The sequence below is a fragment of the Hymenobacter metallilatus genome (genome assembly GCF_003944705.1).
In the GTDB taxonomy this organism is placed as follows: domain Bacteria; phylum Bacteroidota; class Bacteroidia; order Cytophagales; family Hymenobacteraceae; genus Hymenobacter; species Hymenobacter metallilatus.
On record NZ_RWIS01000003.1, the window covers coordinates 337,157 to 355,923 of the forward strand.

Genomic DNA, 18,767 nt, shown 5'->3' on the forward strand with positions numbered 1-18,767 from the left:
GGAAGATACTGCGAAACTTGCGTATCACCTAACGCTGGTGCTCTGGATAGGATGCCAGCACGAAACAAAATGCACACGGCCTGCCCGAATTTTCGGGCAGGCCGTGGCCAAAGCACAAACACCAAGTGGGCGGGTTAGCTGCCCAGCTCCAGTAACCTATCAAATTCCTCCGGCCGCAGGGCCATTACTGAGAGGCGGGACTGGCGCAGCAGTCCAATCTGGCTGAGGCGCTCATCCTGCTTGATGCGGGCCAGCGGCACAGGCCGGGCCAGCGCCTGCTGCGGCATCAGGTGCACGGCTACCCAGCCACTGCCGGCTTCGGCTGTAGCATCGGGAGCAGCGGGGGCCGCCACCTTTGCTACGCCCACTACCTGTTTTTCGGTTACGCTGTGGTAATACAGGACCAGGTCGCCGGGCTGCATCTGCTGCAGAAAGTTGCGGGCCTGAAAGTTGCGGACTCCGGTCCAGTCGGTGCCGCCGTCGCGCACGAAATCGGCCCAGGAGTATGCTGCCGGTTCTGATTTTACGAGCCAGTAATTCAAGAAAGAGGAGAAGTTGTCTGCGTGAGTGAATAAGGCAAAAGTATCACGGCAGACCGTAGCGGCAGCATTCCGGTGGGTTATTGTTCCCGTTTTGCCAGCAATTTGCCGGCATCCACCGATTTTACCCGCAGGAGGTAGCCGCTGCGCTGAGGGTCGTTGAACTGAATGCGGTAAGTGCCGGAACCCAGCGCCTGCCAGGTACCCGGATAGTCGACCGGCGCATCAACGGGTCCCAGGGCAGACTCAATGAAGGTATGATCAGACTTAAACTGTAGCACCTCGTACTGCCAGCCCGGCGAGGTCTGGTTGGTGGGCGTGTAGGTTGAAAAACCTTCCCGGGTGGCTTGGAACGTGTTATACCACCTAGGACCAACTAACTCAGCTGCCCCAACGGCATCACACTCCTGCTTGGCGCAGGCACTCAGCAGGCCTGCCGCTCCTATAGCAAACACCATAAAGTAACGCATACCCGAAGAATTGCAGGTGAAAACTCTCCGGCAAGAGCCCGGTTTGCCCCCGAAAGGTTGCAGGCCCCTACCGCTCTACCCGGCGTACCTTCAGCACCTCATTCTCCAACGATACGATTTCCAGCGTGTAGTCGGGGTCCTTCTTGTCGTCGAGGGTAATCCGGAGGGTATGGTCGTTTTCGGCGGTCCAGCGGCCTTTACGGCCCTCAATGCCATCAGTAGGGGCAATATCGTACTGCGTGAACATCCCATTGTGGTCGAAGGCAAAGCCGGTACGCCCCCGGGAAGGCGGAAAGGCGTACGTGTTGGGGCGATACACGCGCACGTCGCCCTGATCCTCCTCGTGGGCGTGGAGCCAGGTCCGTTCCAGCTGCTTAATCTGAGAAGTCATATTGGCGTCGGGGTTGCAGGTGGCAGCCAGCAGCAGGATACTCAAAGAAGCCAGCAGAGTGAAGAGGCGCATGGTAGTTGAGGGTTGTGGGTAGAGCTTAGAACGAGGAGAAGCGCAAGGTAGTTGATTGGTGGTTGCTGATAGTTGGTTGCTGAAAGCAGCTGGATACGCCATGCCAGGCAGGCGGCGCGCTGGATAAGGATACGGAGCCCGTGCCGTTGCTAGGAGCCGAAAGAAGGCGTTGCCATTCCCGCGCGCAGATGCCAGCGTAACAGCGCACAGCGCCACTTTCACCCCAGCCCTTTGGCCCGATGCGCTAAATGAACTCTATACCGTAAGAACAATCAACAACCCTCTACCTTTGCCAGCCTATGGATAACCGTGCCCTCGTCCGCGCTTTTCGCCTCGCTGCCCAGCTACTGGAGCTGCACGAGGAAAACCCTTTCAAAATCCGGGCCTATGAGGGCACTGCCAACGCCCTGGAGCAGCTGAGCGTGCCGGTGGCCGACATTGAGCGCCACGGCCTGCCCGACCGCACCGGCCTGAGCAAAACCGCCGCCGCCAAAGTGGCCGAAATGCTGGATACCGGTTCGTTTGAGGAGTTGACCAGGCTGCTGGCCGCCACCCCACCCGGCGTAGTGGAGCTATTACGGGTGAAGGGCATCGGCCCCAAGAAAATCCGCAGCCTATGGAAGGAATTGGGCATCGAAAGCCCCGCGCAGCTGCGCGAAGCCGCCCAGCGCGACGAGGTGAGCAAGCTTAAAGGCTTCGGGCAAAAAACCCAGCAGGCCATTCTGGAAGCCCTGGAATTCACCGACCAGAGCCGGGGCAAGCTGCTGTATCCGCAGGCCGAGGAGCTGGCCAACGACCTGGCTGGGCGCCTGCAAACTACTGAGGGAGTAGCACAGGCAGCCGTAGCCGGGGAGGTGCGCCGCCGCCTCGAAACCGTGGAAACCATTACGCTGGTGGTAGGCACCAGCCAGCCGGCGGCGGCGCATCAGCTGCTCAACAGCCTGGAGGGCCTCACGCCCGATCCGCGCCGCAGCGGCCCGTTTGCCTGGCGGGGTACGGCCACGGTTTCCGACGTGAAGGTGGAAGTGCTGCTGGCCGCCCCGGCGGAGTTCATCAACCAGCTGCTGCTGCATTCGGCCTCGGAAACCCACCTGCTGGAACCGCTGAGCGAAGAGCCCCGCCCCGGCCAGCCTGCCACCCTGCGCCACTGGCTGCGGCGGGAGCAGTTCGCCACCGAGCAGGCTCTGTACGAGCGGGCCGGCCTGCAATACGTGGAGCCCGAGCTACGCGAAGGGCTGGGCGAGCTGGCCCTGGCCCGAGCCGGCCAGCTGCCCCGGCTGCTGGAAGATGCGGACCTGCGCGGCTCCCTGCACAACCACAGCACCTACTCCGACGGCAACCACAGCCTGCGCGAAATGGCCACGTTTCTGCGCGACCAGGGCTACGAGTACCTGGGTATTTGCGACCATTCGCAGGCGGCGCACTACGCAGGCGGCCTCTCGCCGGAGCGGGTGCGCCAGCAGCAGCGCGAAATTGACGAGCTGAACCAGGAGCTGGCGCCATTCCGGATTTTCAAGGGTATCGAGTCGGATATCCTGTCGGATGGCGCCCTGGACTACCCGCCGGCCGTGCTCGAAACCTTCGACTTTATTGTGGCCTCGGTGCATTCCAACCTCAAGATGGATGAGCGGAAAGCCACTACCCGGGTGCTGCGGGCCATCGAAAATCCGTACACCACCATGCTGGGCCACCCCACCGGCCGCCTGCTGCTGCGCCGGGAAGGGTATCCGCTCGACCACAAGGCCATCATCGATGCCTGCGCCCAGCACAACGTCCTCATCGAAATCAACGCTAACCCCTGGCGCCTCGACCTGGACTGGCGCTGGGTGCGCTACGCCCTCGACAAGGGCGTGCAGCTCAGCATCAACCCCGACGCCCACCACACCAATGGCTACGCCGACATGCGCTACGGTGTGCTGATGGGTCGCAAGGGCGGCCTCACCCGGGATATGACTTTCAACGCCAAGTCCGTGACGGAAGTAGCCGAGTTTTTTGCCCGGCGCAAAGCCGCCATCAAGCCCCCGCTGGAGTTTAAAGATTCGTTGTTTGGGTAGGGTAGTGATGGGGTGATGAGGGAATGAAGAATAAGGTGAAAAGGAGACGAAAAAAAGAACGTCATGCTGAGCATGTGGCGCATCAAGCCAGGGTGGGCAGCCGGAATCGAAGCATCTCTACCTCTAACTAACTGATTAGCATTACAACGAAGCAGTAGAGATGCTTCGGCTTCGTTGCACTTCGCTCAGCATGACGCTCCCCTCATCCCCCCATTACCCCATCACTTCCTTATGAAAATCCTCGTTCTGCGCTTTTCCTCCATCGGCGACATTGTGCTGACTACGCCCGTGGTGCGGGGCTTGAAGCTGCAAGTGGCAAACGCAGAAGTGCACTTTGCCACCAAGCCGGCCTTTCGGGGTATTCTGGAAGCCAATCCTTACGTGGACAAGGTGCACTGCCTCAATGGGGCGTTGGGGGAGCTGGTAGCCGCGCTGAAAGCTGAGCAGTTCGATTTCGTGGTGGATTTGCATCACAACCTGCGCACGACCCTCATTAAGGCTCAGCTGGGCGTAAAATCGGCCAGCTTTGATAAGCTGAACTGGCGCAAGTGGCTGCTGGTGAACCTGAAGATAGATACCCTGCCCCGGGTGCACATTGTGGAGCGGTACTTAGCCGCAGTGGCCCCGCTGGGCGTGCGCAACGACGGCAAAGGCCTCGATTATTTTATTCCGGCGGCCGATGAGGTAGCCGTGGATGAGGTGTTGCCGCCGGCCTTCCGGCAGGGGTACGTGGCTTTTGCCATCGGGGCCCAACACGCCACCAAGCGCCTGCCCGTGGAGCGGATCATTGAGCTGTGCGGGCTGCTGCGGCGGCCCGTGGTGCTGCTGGGAGGCCCCGCCGACGAAACCACCGGCCACGTGGTAGAGCTGGCCTTCGACCAGGGGGCAGCCACCTCGCCGCCCGCGCCCGGCCGCATCCCCGACAGCCCGTACTACTTCCCTAAGCAGTCAGCAACCACCAACCACCAATCCACACTCATTTACAACGCCTGCGGCCGGTTCAGCCTCAACCAATCGGCCTCCCTGGTGCGGCAGGCTAGTTTGGTAGTGAGTCACGACACCGGCCTGATGCACATTGCGGCGGCGTTCCGCAAGGAAATTCTGAGCGTGTGGGGCAATACGGTGCCGGCGTTTGGTATGTATCCTTACCGTACCGAGTTCCGGGTGCTGGAAGTACAGGGGCTGGACTGCCGGCCCTGCTCCAAAATAGGCTACGAGCAATGCCCCAAGGGCCATTTTCGCTGTATGCGCGACATTCGCTTCGACCTGGAGCTGCCCGCAGCCCCTTAGCACTGGCCAGCCCGTAACCTCAACAACAGAACCTGCCCGCTGCGCGTAAGGGAAGGCAGCGGCAACGGGGCCGCGGCAGCCAGAGTATTCGCCGATGAGCTTTTTTGCCTACGACACCCTTACCGAGGCCATGCAGGATTTGCAGCGGCGCGGCTATACCCAGGATTTCAACCTCTCTAACCAATACCTGCACTGCCCCGGCCTCGACCTGGAGTTGTACCCGCAACACTTCCAGGTGCGGGAGGTGTACCGGTTTGAGGGCGAAACCGACCCCGGCGACGAAAATGTGCTCTACGCCATTGAGTCGGACCAGGGAGTGAAGGGGCTGCTGGTGAATGCCTACGGGGCCTACTCGGAGCCAATTGCCGACGAGCTGATGCACAAGCTGAACCTGCCCGCTGCCTGAGCCATGACTGACACTCCCGAGAAAGCCGTAGTTGTGCGGGTTGGCCCCCAGGACCTGGTAGCCGACATCCGGGCTGGGCGGCACACCTGGCTGGCCGATGAGCCTACCACCGTGGGCGGGCAGGACCGGGGCCCCACGCCCTACGACCTGCTGCTGTCGGCGCTGGGGGCGTGCACAGCCATTACCCTGCGCCTGTACGCCACCCAGAAAGGCTGGCCCCTGGAAGGCATCGAAATCAGCCTGAGCCACCAGCGTGTCCATCGTCAGGATTGTGACCAGTGCGAACAGCCCGGCACGATGCTGGAGGAGGTACGCAAGGAGCTGCGGCTACTGGGGCCGCTGTCGGTGGAGCAGCGGCAGCGTCTGCACAATATCTCCGAGAAGTGCCCCGTGCAGAAAACCCTCGCCAGCGGCGCCCTGCGCATTGTGACGGTACTGGCCGAGTAATTATCTTGCCTTTTACACTCATGCTGCCTTCCGTATGGCCCTTTGCACCCACCTCCAGGCTATTGCAGCCATTGTGCCCGCTCCTGCCGAGCACGTATGTCCGGAATGCGTAGCCCTTGGCGACACTTGGGTGCACCTGCGCGTGTGTCAGGAATGTGGCCACGTAGGCTGCTGTGACTCTTCCAAAAACCACCATGCCACCCGGCATTTCCAGGCTACGGCCCACCCGGTAGTGGCCTCGGCCGAGCCCGGTGAGCAGTGGGTGTGGTGCTACGCGCACGAGCAACTGGCTGAATACTAAGCCCACTAGCCCGTCAGTGGCCTCTGGCTGGTGACCTGTTGCCTGTAGCGGAGCCCACAGCCGGATCTGTGCTACATTTGCTTTTTATCCTGTAAGGCTGCTGTCTGGCAGTATCGTAGCAGCCTGTTCCTGCATGACCTCTGTACCTGGTACCATTGATATTCTGGCGCGTCTCCGCCAGGAAACCCGTCCGCATCACGATGCCCTGGAAGCCAACGAGTTTAACCAAGCCCTGAAGCGTGGTGCCGCGTCGGAGGCTGGTACTGCTCGTTTTCTGGGTAAGCTGTACGGCTTTGTCGTGCCGTTTGAACAGGCCTTACGGTCCCGGAGCCATTTGTTCGGGCCCGAATGGGAGCTGGAGCGCCGCTTCCGGAGCCATTTGCTTCGGCAGGACCTGCCCACTGCCGATACGCTGCCACTGGCCTCCAATTTACCCCCGCTACACACCTGGCCGCAGCTGCTTGGGGCCCTGTACGTGCTGGAGGGCTCCACGCTGGGCGGGCAGGTAATTGCCCGGCAGCTGGCTACGGCCGGCGTTTCGGCCCGGGCCTATTTCGGCGGCCATGCTGAGCAAACCGGCCCACTCTGGAAATCCTTTGTGCAGCAGCTGGCGGCCGCCGCCACTCCCGCCACTGCCGACGAAATTGTAGAGTCGGCTTCTCTCACGTTTCAACGCTTACACCAGTGGATAGAACAGGCATAACGCTTACCGATGAAAGCTTGGTGGGGCAGGAAATCACCCTGACTAATTGCGACCGGGAGCCCATTCATATTCCCGGTCTGATTCAGCCGTACGGGTTTCTGCTGTGCCTGGACGAGCACAGCCACCGCGTGGTGCAAGCCAGTGCCAACACCTGGGAGCTGCTAGGCATGGCGGCCGAAGAGCTGATTGGGCAGGGGTTGGATTGGCTGTTTGAGCCCGCCCGGCTCATGGAAATCAACGCGCAGCTGGAGCAGTTGCGGGAGGGGCACCGCCTGCTGGGAGTACGCCTCGATCAGCTGCCTGGGCGGCCTTTCTACAAGTTGATCCTGCACCGCTTCGATGCGCTGCTGTGGCTGGAGTTTGAGCCGGTGGCAGCTTCTCCCGGCGAGTTGCTGGATATGCCTTCCCTCAACGATGCCCTGGGCCAGATGCTGGCCGCCGTATCAGTGGTGGAGTTTTGCGAACATGCCGTACAGCAAGTGCGTGCCATTACAGGCTTCGACCGGGTAATGGCCTACCGCTTTGCTGAGGATGAAAGCGGGGAGGTAGTGGCCGAAGCCCGCCGCCCGGACCTGGAGTCGTTTTTGGGGCTGCACTACCCGGCTACCGATATTCCCAAGCAGGCCCGGGCCATGTACCTCAAAAACTGGCTGCGGTTTATTCCCGATGTGGGCTATCTGCCCGTACCCTTGGTGCCGGTGCGCAACCCCAGCAGCCAGCGCCCCCCCGATATGACGTACTCCGTGCTGCGGAGCGTGTCGCCCATTCATGTGGAGTACCTTCAGAACATGGGAGTAGGTGCCACCATGACCATTTCCCTGATTCGGGAAGGCAAGCTATGGGGGCTGTTGGTCTGCCACCATTATTCGCCCCGGCTGGTAAGCTACGAGCTGCGCGACCTGTGCCAGTTTATCGGTAAAACCTTTTCGGCTCTGCTTCGCAGCAAGGAGCAGGCCGATGATTTTGCCTACCAGGTGCGGCTGCGCGAACACCAGGCCCGGCTGTTTGGCCTGCTGGCTGAGTTTCCCGATTTCCGCACTACCCTCTACCAGCATTTGCCCGTCGTAAAAGAAATTTTCGACTGTGGTGGCGTAGTGGTAAGTTTTGAGGGGGATATAGGCCTGTGTGGTAACACGCCTACCGAAGCCCAGGCCCGGGAACTGCTGGCCTGGCTGGACGCACATATGCCGGGCGAGCTGTTTCATACCAGTTCCTATACCCGCCATAACCCCGCTGGCGTAGTACTGCGGGCTACGGCCAGTGGCATTCTGGCCATCCGGCTCAGCCACAGTCCCGGCGACTACCTTATCTGGCTGCGCCCCGAGGTATTACAAACCGTTACCTGGGCCGGCAAGCAGCAGAAAGCCGAAATCCAGAAAGATGGGGTGCTGCACCTCTCACCTCGTTCCTCCTTTGCGGCCTGGAGCCAGTCGGTGGAGAATACGGCCCTGGAGTGGAAGCCCCTGGAAATAGACAGCGCTCAGGAAATCCGGCTGCGTATTGCCGATATTCGCCTGCGCCTGTTCAATGAAATACAGGAGCGCGCCCAGGTACTGACTCGTCTGAATGCCGAGCTGGAGCGCAGCAACGACGAGCTGGACTCCTTTGCCTACGTGGCTTCCCACGATTTGAAAGAGCCGCTGCGGGGCATCCACAATTACTCGGTTTTTCTGCTGGAGGACTACGCCGATAAGCTCGATGCGGAGGGTATTCACAAGCTGGAAACTCTGGTGCGCCTAAGCCAGCGCATGGAAGCGCTTATCGAGTCCTTGCTGCAACTCTCCCGGGTTGGTCGTCTGGAGCCCGAGGTGCAGCAGATTGACGTAAACCAAGTAGTGCGGGAGGTAGTGGAAATTTTGCGGCCGCGCTTGGAGCAGAACGGAGTGCAGCTTTCCGTGGCGCAACCCCTGCCCATTGTGCAGGCCGACCCCGTGCGGCTGCGGGAGGTATTCAACAACTTGCTTACCAACGCCATGCGCTACAACGATAGTGCCGTGAAAACCGTAGAGGTTGGGGTGGTAACGGATAAGGTTATTGGGCCACGCGGACCGATTGACCCGGCTGCGTATCATACCTTTTACGTGCGTGACAATGGTATCGGCATCAATTCTCGCCACCACGAAAGCATTTTCAAGATCTTTAAGCGCCTGCACGGGCAGGACAAATACGGTGGGGGTACTGGCGCCGGGTTGGCCATTGCAAAAAAAATGATTGAAAAGAGCGGCGGTCAGCTCTGGGTTGAATCTCAACCGCAAGAGGGCGCTACTTTCTTTTTCTCAGTTCCGAAATAATATCATGAGCTCAGCTTCTCTCAAGCCCATTTTAGTGGTAGAAGACAGCGCAGAGGATTTCACGGCTCTAGGCCGGGCTTTCCGGAAACACGCGCTCCAAAACCCCGTGCTCCGGTGCGCCGACGGCGACCAGGCACTGGAGTACCTGCAGGGCTATGGGCGCAATGCCAACTGGCCCTCAGTATTGCCGGCCATTATTCTGCTGGATTTGAATATGCCCGGTACCGACGGGCGCCAGGTGCTGGAAATAGTAAAACAGGATAGTATACTCAGCACCATTCCGGTTATCATCTTCAGCACCTCATCTAACTCCCGCGACATTGAGGATTGCTATCAGTTGGGTGCTAACAGCTACCTTACCAAACCCATTGGCTACGCCGAAATGGAGGAGAAAGTGCGCCTGATTGTGCAGTATTGGCTGGAGGCCGTTGAGCTGCCCGTTGCCTAGATGAACCCCCGCCTGTGAAAAAAATACTGCTGGCCGATGACAACGAAATAGACCGGATGCTTTACCGCCGCTTTCTGGGAAAGCAGCTGGGGCACGAGAGTCTGGAGTTTCATGAGGCAACTTCCGGCGAGCAGGCCATTGCTCTGTATAAGTCGCTACGGCCCGATTGTATGCTGCTGGACTACAACCTGCAGGATATTGACGGGCTAACGGTGCTGGAGCAATGCCGCCAGCATGCTCCTTCGGAGGGGATGTGCGTGGTGATGATAACAGGCAGCGGCAACGAGAAGCTGGCGGTGCGGGCGCTCAATGGCGGGGCATCCGACTACTTGGTGAAAGGCCAGTTCGACCGGGAGTTGCTGGCCAAAACCATCACCCATGCCATTGAAAAAACAGAATGGCAGCACTATCAGTCGCGCTACCATACCCAGCTTCAGGCCATCAATCAGCAGCTCCGGGATTCGCTGACTGAGCTTACTGATACCCGGCAGCAGTTGCAGGTGCGTAACCAGGAGCTGGCAAACACCAACCGGGAACTGGCCCGCACCAACGCGGACCTGGACAATTTCGTGTATGCGGCTTCCCACGATTTACGCCAGCCTGTTCATAACCTGCAAGGGTTGTTTGATGAGCTCCGTCGGGTGGCCATCTTTCCCGATCCGGAAGACGCGCAGGTGCTGCGGCTGGTAGATGTTTCCCTGCAGGCCCTCACCACTACTATTACCGATTTGGCCACGGTTGTACAGGAGCAGCGGGCCACTGGCAACCAGGCGCCCGAGCACGTCAATATTCGGGAGCTGATGGCGGAGGTGGCCAGTTCACTCCGCGCGCAGATCCGTAGCACCCAGGCCCACATTAGGCTGGAGGTAGAGGAGGTGGAACAGGTTGAATACGTGCGGGCTAACCTGCGGACTATTCTGCAGAACCTGACCTCCAACGCCCTGAAATACCGCCACCCCGACCGTCGTCCGGAAGTAACTATTCGTACCTGCCTGCAGGCCGGTCAGCCGGTGGTAGAGGTACAGGATAACGGATTAGGAATTGATATGAGCCGGCACGGAGCCGAGTTATTCCAGTTGTTTCGGCGGTTTCACCCCGGTGTAGAGGGTACTGGGGTCGGCTTGTTTCTGGTGAACCGCCTGGTGCTCACCGGAGGCGGCCACGTAGAAGTTGACAGCCAGGAAGGGGAGGGAACTACCTTCCGGGTGTATTTGCGCCAGGAGGGCTAGCCTATTTTTTCGGAGGACATAAAAAAAGCGCCGCTCTGCTACAGAGCGGCGCTTTTCTGCGTCATCTGGCTATCTATCCAATTCGGCTGAATCCGCAGTAGCTGTGCAGGGCCGCCGGCAGCCGGATGCCTTCGGGCGTCTGGTTGTTCTCCAGCAAGGCCGCCACAATGCGGGGCAGGGCCAGTGCCGAGCCGTTGAGCGTGTGCAGCAGCTGGGTTTTACCGCCCTCAGTACGGGTGCGTAGCTTGAGGCGGTTGGCCTGGTAGGTTTCAAAGTTGGAGGCCGAGCTCACCTCCAGCCACCGCTGCTGGGCGGCGCTCCATACTTCCAGGTCGTAGGTAAGGGCCGAAGTAAAGCCCATATCGCCGCCGCAGAGGCGCAGTACGCGGTAGGGCAGCTCCAGCTTCTGCAGTAGTCCCTCAATGTGAGCTACCATGCCTTCCAGGGCCGCGTAGCTGTTTTCGGGCTGTGTGATTTGTACAATTTCTACTTTATCGAACTGGTGCAGACGGTTGAGGCCGCGCACGTGCGCCCCCCAGCTGCCTGCCTCCCGCCGGAAGCAGGGCGTGTAGCCGGTATTGAGAATGGGCAGCTGAGCCGGGGCAATAATTTCGTCGCGGTAGAGGTTGGTAATAGGCACCTCGGCCGTCGGAATCAGGTACAGGTCGTCGGCGGTGGCGTGGTACATCTGGCCCTCCTTATCGGGCAATTGGCCGGTGCCGTAGCCGCTGGCCTCGTTCACCAGTATCGGGGGCTGGATTTCGGTGTAGCCGGCTTCCCGGGCCTCATCCAGGAAAAAGTTGATGAGGGCACGCTGAAGGCGGGCACCCTGGCCCTTGTACACCGGAAAGCCCGCGCCCGTAATCTTGTTGCCCAGCGCGAAGTCGATGATGTCGTACTGCTCAATCAGCTCCCAGTGCGGTTTGGCCCCGGCCGGCAGCTCCGGCTTGGCGCCCACTTCCCGTACCACCTCGTTATCCTCGGCCGAGCGGCCGGCCGGCACGCTGCTATGTGGCACGTTGGGCAGCTTATACAGGGCCTGCTGCAGCTCTTTTTCCACGTCGGCCAGTTCTTCGGCGTGGGCTTTGGTGTGCTGCTTCAGCTCGGCCGTGCGGGCTTTCAGGGTTTCCGCCTCCGCCTTGTTGCCGGCTTTCATCAGGCCGCCAATCTGCCGGGCCAGCTCATTGGCTTCAGCCTGCGCCTGGTCGTGGGCGGTTTGCAGCTCCTTGCGCCGTTGGTCCAGACCCAGAATGGCCTGCACGTCGGCTTCGGCGGTGGCGTAGTGGCGTTTGGCCAGGCCCGCCAGCACGGCGGCGGTGTGTTCTCTCAGGACGGAAACTTGCAGCATAACAGCAGAAAGGCGAAAAGAATAGGCAAAAGTAGAAGTTTGCCGTTGCAGATACAGCACAAATCAACGGCCCTCCGGAATTTAGCGGGCCAGGCACCCTGCCGGGCGAAACGGAACTGTTTGGTTGCAGGTAGGGGTTTCCTGAAAAAGCACCGCTTTCTAACTGATTGGAGGGCTGTATCCTTTGGCTTCTGTGGCACGTATGCAGGCTAGGCCGCTAAATCTGAAATACGATTTGGCAGTTCCCCGGTATTCCGCTAACATTGCACATACAAGCCAGCTCTGGTTGGCGGACCCACTGGCAGTTTTTTCCGCGCCTGGTCTGCACTCCGCTTTTTGCACCAGCTGGTTCCACCCACGGTTTTTACTTCTCGCTTTTTTCTGCGTCGGGCGCCGCGCTGCGGCTACCTTCTGTGCCCGGAATGGCCTGTGCTGCCCTGTTGTAGGCTGTTTAGCCGCCCCCTTTTCGCTCCGCTTCTTATATGTACACTATTGACGAGTTAAAGGACCGTTTGCTGTCCGAATTGAAGGAAATTGCTGAAAATCTGAAAGTCGGCAATTTCAAGAAACTCAGCAAGCAGGATCTGATTTACAAGATTCTGGATCAGCAGGCCATTACGCCCGCCGACAAGCTTCCCCAAAAAGTGAAATCCGGCGAAGCTCTTGCTCCGGAAGCCGACGCCCCGGCCCCGGCGGCCAAACCGGCCGCGGCCCCCAAGGCTCCGGCTACCCGGGCGGCCCGGCCGGCGGCAGCACGTCCGGCCCGTAGCAAAGCTCCGGCCGCACCAGCTGCCCCAACCGAAGCCACCCCGGCCGCTGAGCCGGTTGCCGCGGCTGCCGAAGCGGCAGCTGTTCCAGCACCAGCTCCCGCTCTGGAGGCAGCTCCTGCCGCCACCCCGGCGGCCGAGCCAGCTGCTTCGGAAGCCGCCGCTGAGCCTGCCACGGCGGTAGCCGGTATGGAGGAGGCCAGCGCCGAGCGTCCCGTAAAGCTGTACCAGCGTCCGGAGCGCCGCACCCGCACCGACCGCGCCGGCCGGCCCATTGTAGCGGCTCCGCTAGCCGCTTCGGATGTAGCCGTTTCCATCGAGCTCTTCGACGTGGCCCCGGTAGCGGCGGAAGTAGCCGTAGCACCGGCCCGCGACCCGCGCCCCATCGACCCGACGGCCCCGGCTCCCATCCGGGACGGGCGGCCCGAGCAGCCCCGTATTTTCCGGGAAGGCCGCGAATACCGCAATGACGCCCCCCGCGAAAACCGCAACGAGCCCCGGCCCGAAAGCAACGGCCGCGCCGAGCAGCTCCCCCGGGAGTTCCGGGCCGACCAGCCCCGCACCGACCAGCCGCGCGCCGATTTTCGGCAAGAAGGAGCCGCCCCGCGCGAGGGCCGCAACGACCAGCCCCGTAACGATCAGCCTCGTAGCCTGCGCGACGGCAGCCGCCCCGATGCCCGCGAGCAGCGGGAGCAGCGTCGGGAGGAGCGCTACGCCGCCCGTGAGCTACAGCGCCAGCAGCGCCAGGAGCAGCGCCTGAACAACCCCGACCAGCCCCGCGCCGACCGTCAGGAACAGCGCCAGGAGCAGCGCCCGGCCCGGCAGGAGTTTGATATTACCATCCCCGGCGACGGTACCTTGGAAATGATGCCGGATGGCGGCTACGGTTTCCTGCGCAGCCCCTTCTACAACTACCTGGCCTCGCCCGACGATATTTACGTGGCCCCCCAGCAGGTAAAGCAATTTGGCCTGAAAGCCGGCGACACGGTAAAATGCACTATTCGTCCCCCACGCGACGGGGAGAAATACTTTGCTTTGGTTAGCGTGGAGGGTATCAATGGCCGCTCGGTAGAAGAAGCCCGGGACCGGATTCCGTTCAACAACCTCACGCCGCTGTTTGCTGAGGAGCGCCTCAAGCTTACTACTAAGCCCAGCCAGTACAGCACCCGCATTCTGGATTTGTTTGCGCCCATCGGCAAAGGCCAGCGCGGCCTGATTGTGGCCCAGCCCAAAACCGGCAAAACGGTGCTGCTCCAGGAAATTGCCAACGCCATTTCGGAAAATCACCCCGAGGTGTATTTAATGATTCTGCTCATTGATGAGCGCCCGGAGGAAGTAACGGATATGGCCCGCTCGGTGAAAGCCGAAGTGCTCAGCTCCACCTTCGACGAAACGGCCGACCGCCACGTCAAAATTGCCACTATTGCCATGGAAAAGGCCAAGCGCCTGGTGGAGTGCGGCCACGACGTGGTAATTCTGCTCGACTCCATCACCCGCCTGGCCCGCGCCTACAACACAGTGCAGCCCGCTTCCGGCAAAATTCTGTCGGGTGGGGTGGATGCCAACGCCCTGCACAAGCCCAAGCGCTTCTTTGGGGCGGCCCGCAACGTGGAAGACGGCGGCTCGCTCACCATCATTGCCACGGCCCTCATCGAAACCGGCTCCAAGATGGACGAAGTAATCTTCGAGGAATTCAAAGGCACCGGCAACATGGAATTGCAGCTGGACCGCAAGCTGGCCAACAAGCGCATCTTCCCGGCCATCGACGTGCCGGCTTCCGGTACCCGCCGCGAAGATTTGCTGATGAGCAAGGACGAGTTGAACCGCATCTGGGTGCTGCGCAAGTTTATGTCCGACATGACGGCCTCCGAAGCTATGGAGTTCCTGAAGGACCGCATGAAAGGCACCCGTGACAACGAGGAATTCCTGCTGGCCATGAACGGCTAGTAGTACTACTACGTCCACAGAAAAGGCCTCCGCTGCAGTTACAGCGGGGGCCTTTTCTGTGAGTGCCGTAGCTGAATTAGTGCCGCACGAAGCGCTGCACATTGCGTTTGCCACCGGCCGTTAGCTCAAGAAAGTAGATGCCTGCCGGAATTGCCTCGACTGCCACGGTAGTATTGCCAGAACCTTTACCGCTGACCAGTACTTGTCCAGTAACTGAGTGGACGCGGTATTCTACTACGCCGCCCACGGCCGGCAGTGTAATGCTGGAGTTGCTGGGATTAGGATAAAAGGTAGCGGCTAGTTCGTCGGTTGCCACCACCACTATCACCGAGGAAAGGCTGGCTGTCCCATCGGCATCTACCTGGCGCAGCTGGTAGTATGAAAGCCCGGCCGGCGCGGTATAATCGGTGAAGGCGTAAGTGGTACTGGCAGTAGTGGTGCCGCGGCCTTTCACGCGCCCCAGCGCATCGAACGATTTTCCATCAGCACTACGCAGAATCTCGAAATAGGCATTATCCTTTTCGGTAGCTGTAGCCCAGCTTACCGCCACCGATGAACCCTGCCGTTCGGCTGAAAAATGAGTAAGGGTAACCGGCAGGGGGCCAGCGCTGCTAATAACAACATCATCAATCACTATGGCAGTTTTATCATTGGCATTAGCGACAATCCTGACTTTGGCCTGCGTGACTGTAGCTGGTAGAGCAAGCTGAATAAAGGAGTATCTGGTAGCGCTGGTAGTGCCAGCGGTATAGGTAGGTGCCCCAGCGCCAACAGTGGCAGTAGCAGTAGCGGTGGCAGAAAAATCCCAAATCACGTCACGTCCGTTGCCATTTCCTACAATAGTGAGGGCTGTGTTATATGAAGATCCACCATTTGTGCTAACACTTACAATTACACTCCCGTTGGATGCCAGTCCACCATTCTGATTTGTAGCAAATACAGCTAAGCGAAAATTGATGGAGTTATTCGAGAAATTTGTGAAGGATACATTGCGGAAATCCATGGTGGTGGCTACAATACCACTTCCGGTATTGTTTTGAGCCCCATACGAACGAGTACCGCTTGTACTCACTGAGCTATTGTTCGGGGAAGGATTAGGACCCGCAAAAGCAGAACCAGAGTTGCCCGTAAAATATTGCCCCCCGGAAACAGTGAAGCTTAAACTACCTGCCGTATTAGCGCCCTCAAAATCCTGGGAAGCAGTTGTACTTTGTCCAAAAGCTGAGAAGAGCCTTCCTAATAAAAGGGCCATCAGCAAAGAAGTAGAGAAGAGTTTCTTACTCATAAAAAAGGTGTGTTGAGCGAGTGAGAGGCGGCATTCAGCTAAAAAGCCAAACTATTTCGAAGAGAGTGTGTACGAGTATAGTCTTATTAATTGAATAAAACTAATAATGTTTGTAAGGTAGTTAAGCGTTTGATTTGTTTTTAAACAGTGCAAGTAATTGACTATTTGGGCTATATAGAGTATGTATTGTTAAAGAATACAATCAATTATATTATAAATATTATAATATAATTGTACTTTTTTTATCTTGAATTAGCCTTGTCTTCGTATTAATGTACTTGTGGCTATCAGGCAGCCTTGGTACACCTGCTGCAGCTACATTTCAGTGTCCTCTTATGCAAGCAGAGTAGGGTCAACTCACACTCTCTACTTCCAACACGTTATCCTATGTCTTTCACTAATGAGCTATTAAGTACCGTGCTGCATCACGCCGGCCGGGAGGTATCTCGCAAAGAGTTTCTGAGTCTGGCTGGCCGAGGGCTGGCCGTAAGCGTAGCGGCCGGGGCGCTGGGTAGCTGCCAGTCGGAGGGCCCGGGTGCCAAAGCGGCGGGTACGCCTACCACGGGCACGCCCGCTTCGGAAGTTGACGCTGCCACCACTTTCACCTCACCGGAGGGCACAAAAGTAGCTTCTTCGGAAGCCGTGTCGCCGCCGGCCAAGGTGCCCGCTGAGGTGAGCAAGCCCATCGAGCTGGAAGCCTGGAAGTCGGATGTAGACCCCCAGTCGGGGCCGGTGCCCACGCCGCTGCCGCCCGACCAGCGCGTGGGCTACGCCATTGTGGGGCTGGGGCATTTGTCGCTGGAAGAAATCCTGCCCGCCTTCGGGGAGTGCAAGAAGTCGAAGCCGGTGGCGCTGGTAAGCGGCTCGCCGGAGAAGCTGAAAAAAGTGGCCGCCCAGTACGGCATCAAGCCCGAAAGCTGCTACAGCTACCAGGACTACGACAAGCTCAAGGATAACCCGGAGGTGAAGGCCATTTACATCGTGCTGCCCAACTCCATGCACGCCGAATACGTGCTACGGGGGGCCAAAACCGGCAAGCACATTCTCTGCGAAAAGCCCATGGCCGTATCGGCGAAGGAGTGCGAGCTGATGGTGGACGCCTGCAAAAAGGCCGGCGTGAAGCTGATGATTGCCTACCGGATTCAATACGAACCCTACAACCGCTTGGTACACGACATGGTGCGCGCCGGCAAGTTCGGCAAGCCCAAGTACATCCAGGCCCAGAACAGCCAAAGCTCCGCCAACCCCGACCACTGGCGCCACAAGAAAGCCCTGGCTGGAGGCGGGGCCCTGCCCGACATCGGCCTGTACTGCCTGAACACCAGCCGCTTTCTGCTGGGCACCGAGCCCACGGAGGTATTTGCCTACACCTACAGTACGCCCGGTAACCCGCTGTTCAAGGAGGTTGAGGAAACCATGTCGTTTCAGCTGCGCTTCCCGGAGGGAGTAATAGTAGACAGCATCACCCACTACAACACCCACGACTCGCGCTTCTACCGCGTGAATACCGAGCGGGGCTGGATCCACCTGGATAATGCCTACGCCTACACCGGCCAGAGGCTGCAAACCTCGCAGGCGGAGGGCAAGGCCAAAATGCAGAACCAGATTACCATTCCGGCCCAAAACCAGTTTGCCACCGAAATGGACCATTTTTCGGAGTGCATTCTGGAAGACAAGCGCCCCCGCACGCCCGGCGAAGAAGGCTTGCAGGACCATCGGATTATGGAGGCTCTGTACCAGTCGGCCCGGGAGGGGCGGCCCGTAAAGCTGCCGGCGGTGCAGGGCACAGATGTGTTCCGGGGGCCGGAGCCCAAGCAGACGTAACCTCGGTTCCGTTATTCTGAGACAGTAGACGAAAGACCTTATGGTAGTAGAATGGGTTTTCTCACAGAGGTTCGCGGAGGGATGCACTGAGGGTCGCGGAGGCCGTTCAATTGCTATAAGGTCCTTCGCAGGCTCACGATGACAGCGGAAGGATGGCGGGGAGAAACAGCCCGACGCCCTACCTTTGCCCGTATGGAACAACAACCCGACCTACCCGAGCTGCTCTATATTTCGGACCCATTGTGCAGCTGGTGCTACGGCATGAGCCCGGTAGTGCAGCAGGTACAGGCGCAGTTCGCCGGACGAGTGGTGGTGTCGGTGCTGTGCGGAGGCATGATAACCGGGGAGCAGGTTGGGCCTATCCGGGAGGAGTGGCCGTTGCTTTCGGGGGCGCTGGGACAGGTGCAGCAAGTAACGGGCGTGGTATTCGGGCCAGCTTTCCGGGCCCGGGGCGAAGAGGGCAGCTACGTGCTGAACTCGGAGCCGCCGTGCCGGGCCATTCATGCGTTTCGGCAGCTGCGGCAGGAGCAGGCCGCCCAGTTTGCCCACAAGGTGCAGCAGGCCTACTTCCGCGACGGTGCCGACCTGAACGACCCCGCCACCTACGCGGCCCTGGTTGCGCCCTACGGCCTTGATGCGGCCGATTTTCAGGCACGGATGCAGAGCCGGGAGATTATCCGGGGTACCATTCTGGAGTTTGCAGCCGTGGGCAAAATTGGGGTTCAGGGCTATCCTACCACCATTTTGCGGCTGGGCTCCCAGGGCCTGATACTGGCCCGCGGCTACCAGCCCTACGACTTGTTTGCGGCCCGGCTGGAGGAGGCGCTACGCCAGGCTGACTAGAGCCCGAGTCGTCAGAACGTGTACCCCAGAGCTGTGCTCCGGCTTGCGTAAGAAGGTAATTACCCCTAGTGCGGGCCGGAGCACAGCTCCGGGGTACAAGGGCAACGACGGC

The 18,767-nt window shown here is 59.6% G+C and carries 17 protein-coding genes; 12 read left to right on the forward strand and 5 right to left on the reverse strand.

Translation table 11 applies throughout. The annotated features are described in order from the left end of the window. Positions 1-134: 134 nt before the first annotated feature. The 3 genes from EI290_RS06970 to EI290_RS06980 all read right to left on the reverse strand — a co-directional run bounded on the left by EI290_RS06970 (position 135) and on the right by EI290_RS06980 (position 1,472). Positions 135-542 carry an EVE domain-containing protein gene (locus EI290_RS06970; RefSeq protein WP_125428078.1) on the reverse strand — a complete coding sequence of 136 codons (408 nt, stop codon included), beginning with the start codon at positions 540-542 and terminating at the stop codon, positions 135-137. 77 nt (positions 543-619) lie between these two features. Further along, positions 620-1,009, reverse strand: a complete 390-nt coding sequence (locus EI290_RS06975) for a hypothetical protein (protein ID WP_125428080.1) — start codon at positions 1,007-1,009, stop codon at positions 620-622. Positions 1,010-1,076: 67 nt separating this feature from the next. Further along, complete coding sequence (locus EI290_RS06980; RefSeq protein WP_125428082.1) at positions 1,077-1,472, reverse strand: hypothetical protein; 396 nt, start codon at positions 1,470-1,472, stop codon at positions 1,077-1,079. A gap of 299 nt (positions 1,473-1,771) precedes the next feature. Between EI290_RS06980 and EI290_RS06985 the strand changes: the two genes are divergently transcribed. From EI290_RS06985 to EI290_RS07025, 9 genes are all read left to right on the forward strand, one after another. Then, positions 1,772-3,526, forward strand: a complete 1,755-nt coding sequence (locus EI290_RS06985) for a helix-hairpin-helix domain-containing protein (RefSeq protein ID WP_125428084.1) — start codon at positions 1,772-1,774, stop codon at positions 3,524-3,526. Positions 3,527-3,757: 231 nt separating this feature from the next. Then, entirely contained in the window at positions 3,758-4,816 is a 1,059-nt protein-coding gene (locus tag EI290_RS06990; protein ID WP_125428086.1) for a glycosyltransferase family 9 protein, read from the forward strand. Between the two features lie 94 nt (positions 4,817-4,910). Continuing rightward, on the forward strand, positions 4,911-5,222 hold the full coding sequence (locus EI290_RS06995; RefSeq protein WP_125428088.1) for a phosphoribosylpyrophosphate synthetase: 312 nt from the start codon (positions 4,911-4,913) through the stop codon (positions 5,220-5,222). A gap of 3 nt (positions 5,223-5,225) precedes the next feature. Continuing rightward, positions 5,226-5,669, forward strand: a complete 444-nt coding sequence (locus EI290_RS07000; protein ID WP_125428090.1) for an OsmC family protein — start codon at positions 5,226-5,228, stop codon at positions 5,667-5,669. A gap of 34 nt (positions 5,670-5,703) precedes the next feature. Beyond that, a complete protein-coding gene (locus EI290_RS07005; RefSeq protein ID WP_125428092.1) occupies positions 5,704-5,970 on the forward strand; it encodes a UBP-type zinc finger domain-containing protein in 267 nt (88 codons plus the stop codon). 133 nt (positions 5,971-6,103) lie between these two features. Next, positions 6,104-6,673 carry a biliverdin-producing heme oxygenase gene (locus EI290_RS07010; protein ID WP_125428094.1) on the forward strand — a complete coding sequence of 190 codons (570 nt, stop codon included), beginning with the start codon at positions 6,104-6,106 and terminating at the stop codon, positions 6,671-6,673. Next, a complete protein-coding gene (locus tag EI290_RS07015) occupies positions 6,655-8,964 on the forward strand; it encodes an ATP-binding protein (protein ID WP_125428096.1) in 2,310 nt (769 codons plus the stop codon). The genes EI290_RS07010 and EI290_RS07015 overlap by 19 nt, the downstream gene beginning before the upstream one ends. 4 nt (positions 8,965-8,968) lie before the next feature. Beyond that, positions 8,969-9,412, forward strand: a complete 444-nt coding sequence (locus EI290_RS07020) for a response regulator (RefSeq protein WP_125428098.1) — start codon at positions 8,969-8,971, stop codon at positions 9,410-9,412. 14 nt (positions 9,413-9,426) lie between these two features. Further along, the gene (locus EI290_RS07025; protein WP_125428100.1) at positions 9,427-10,641 is read left to right on the forward strand and encodes a sensor histidine kinase; all 1,215 of its coding nucleotides are present in this window, start codon (positions 9,427-9,429) and stop codon (positions 10,639-10,641) included. Between the two features lie 73 nt (positions 10,642-10,714). Here the strand turns inward: EI290_RS07025 and serS are convergent, their stop codons facing one another. Next, a complete protein-coding gene (serS, locus tag EI290_RS07030; protein WP_125428102.1) occupies positions 10,715-11,989 on the reverse strand; it encodes a serine--tRNA ligase in 1,275 nt (424 codons plus the stop codon). A gap of 482 nt (positions 11,990-12,471) precedes the next feature. Between serS and rho the strand changes: the two genes are divergently transcribed. Further along, the gene (gene rho / locus EI290_RS07035; RefSeq protein WP_125428104.1) at positions 12,472-14,703 is read left to right on the forward strand and encodes a transcription termination factor Rho; all 2,232 of its coding nucleotides are present in this window, start codon (positions 12,472-12,474) and stop codon (positions 14,701-14,703) included. Positions 14,704-14,779: 76 nt separating this feature from the next. Here the strand turns inward: rho and EI290_RS07040 are convergent, their stop codons facing one another. Next, positions 14,780-15,988, reverse strand: coding sequence for a T9SS type A sorting domain-containing protein (locus EI290_RS07040; protein ID WP_125428106.1), 1,209 nt, complete (start codon positions 15,986-15,988; stop codon positions 14,780-14,782). A gap of 387 nt (positions 15,989-16,375) precedes the next feature. On the opposite strand from EI290_RS07040, the gene EI290_RS07045 reads away from it, so the two are divergent. Then, positions 16,376-17,812, forward strand: coding sequence for a Gfo/Idh/MocA family oxidoreductase (locus EI290_RS07045; protein WP_125428108.1), 1,437 nt, complete (start codon positions 16,376-16,378; stop codon positions 17,810-17,812). Positions 17,813-18,004: 192 nt separating this feature from the next. Further along, entirely contained in the window at positions 18,005-18,655 is a 651-nt protein-coding gene (locus EI290_RS07050; protein WP_185816881.1) for a DsbA family protein, read from the forward strand. Positions 18,656-18,767: the final 112 nt, after the last annotated feature.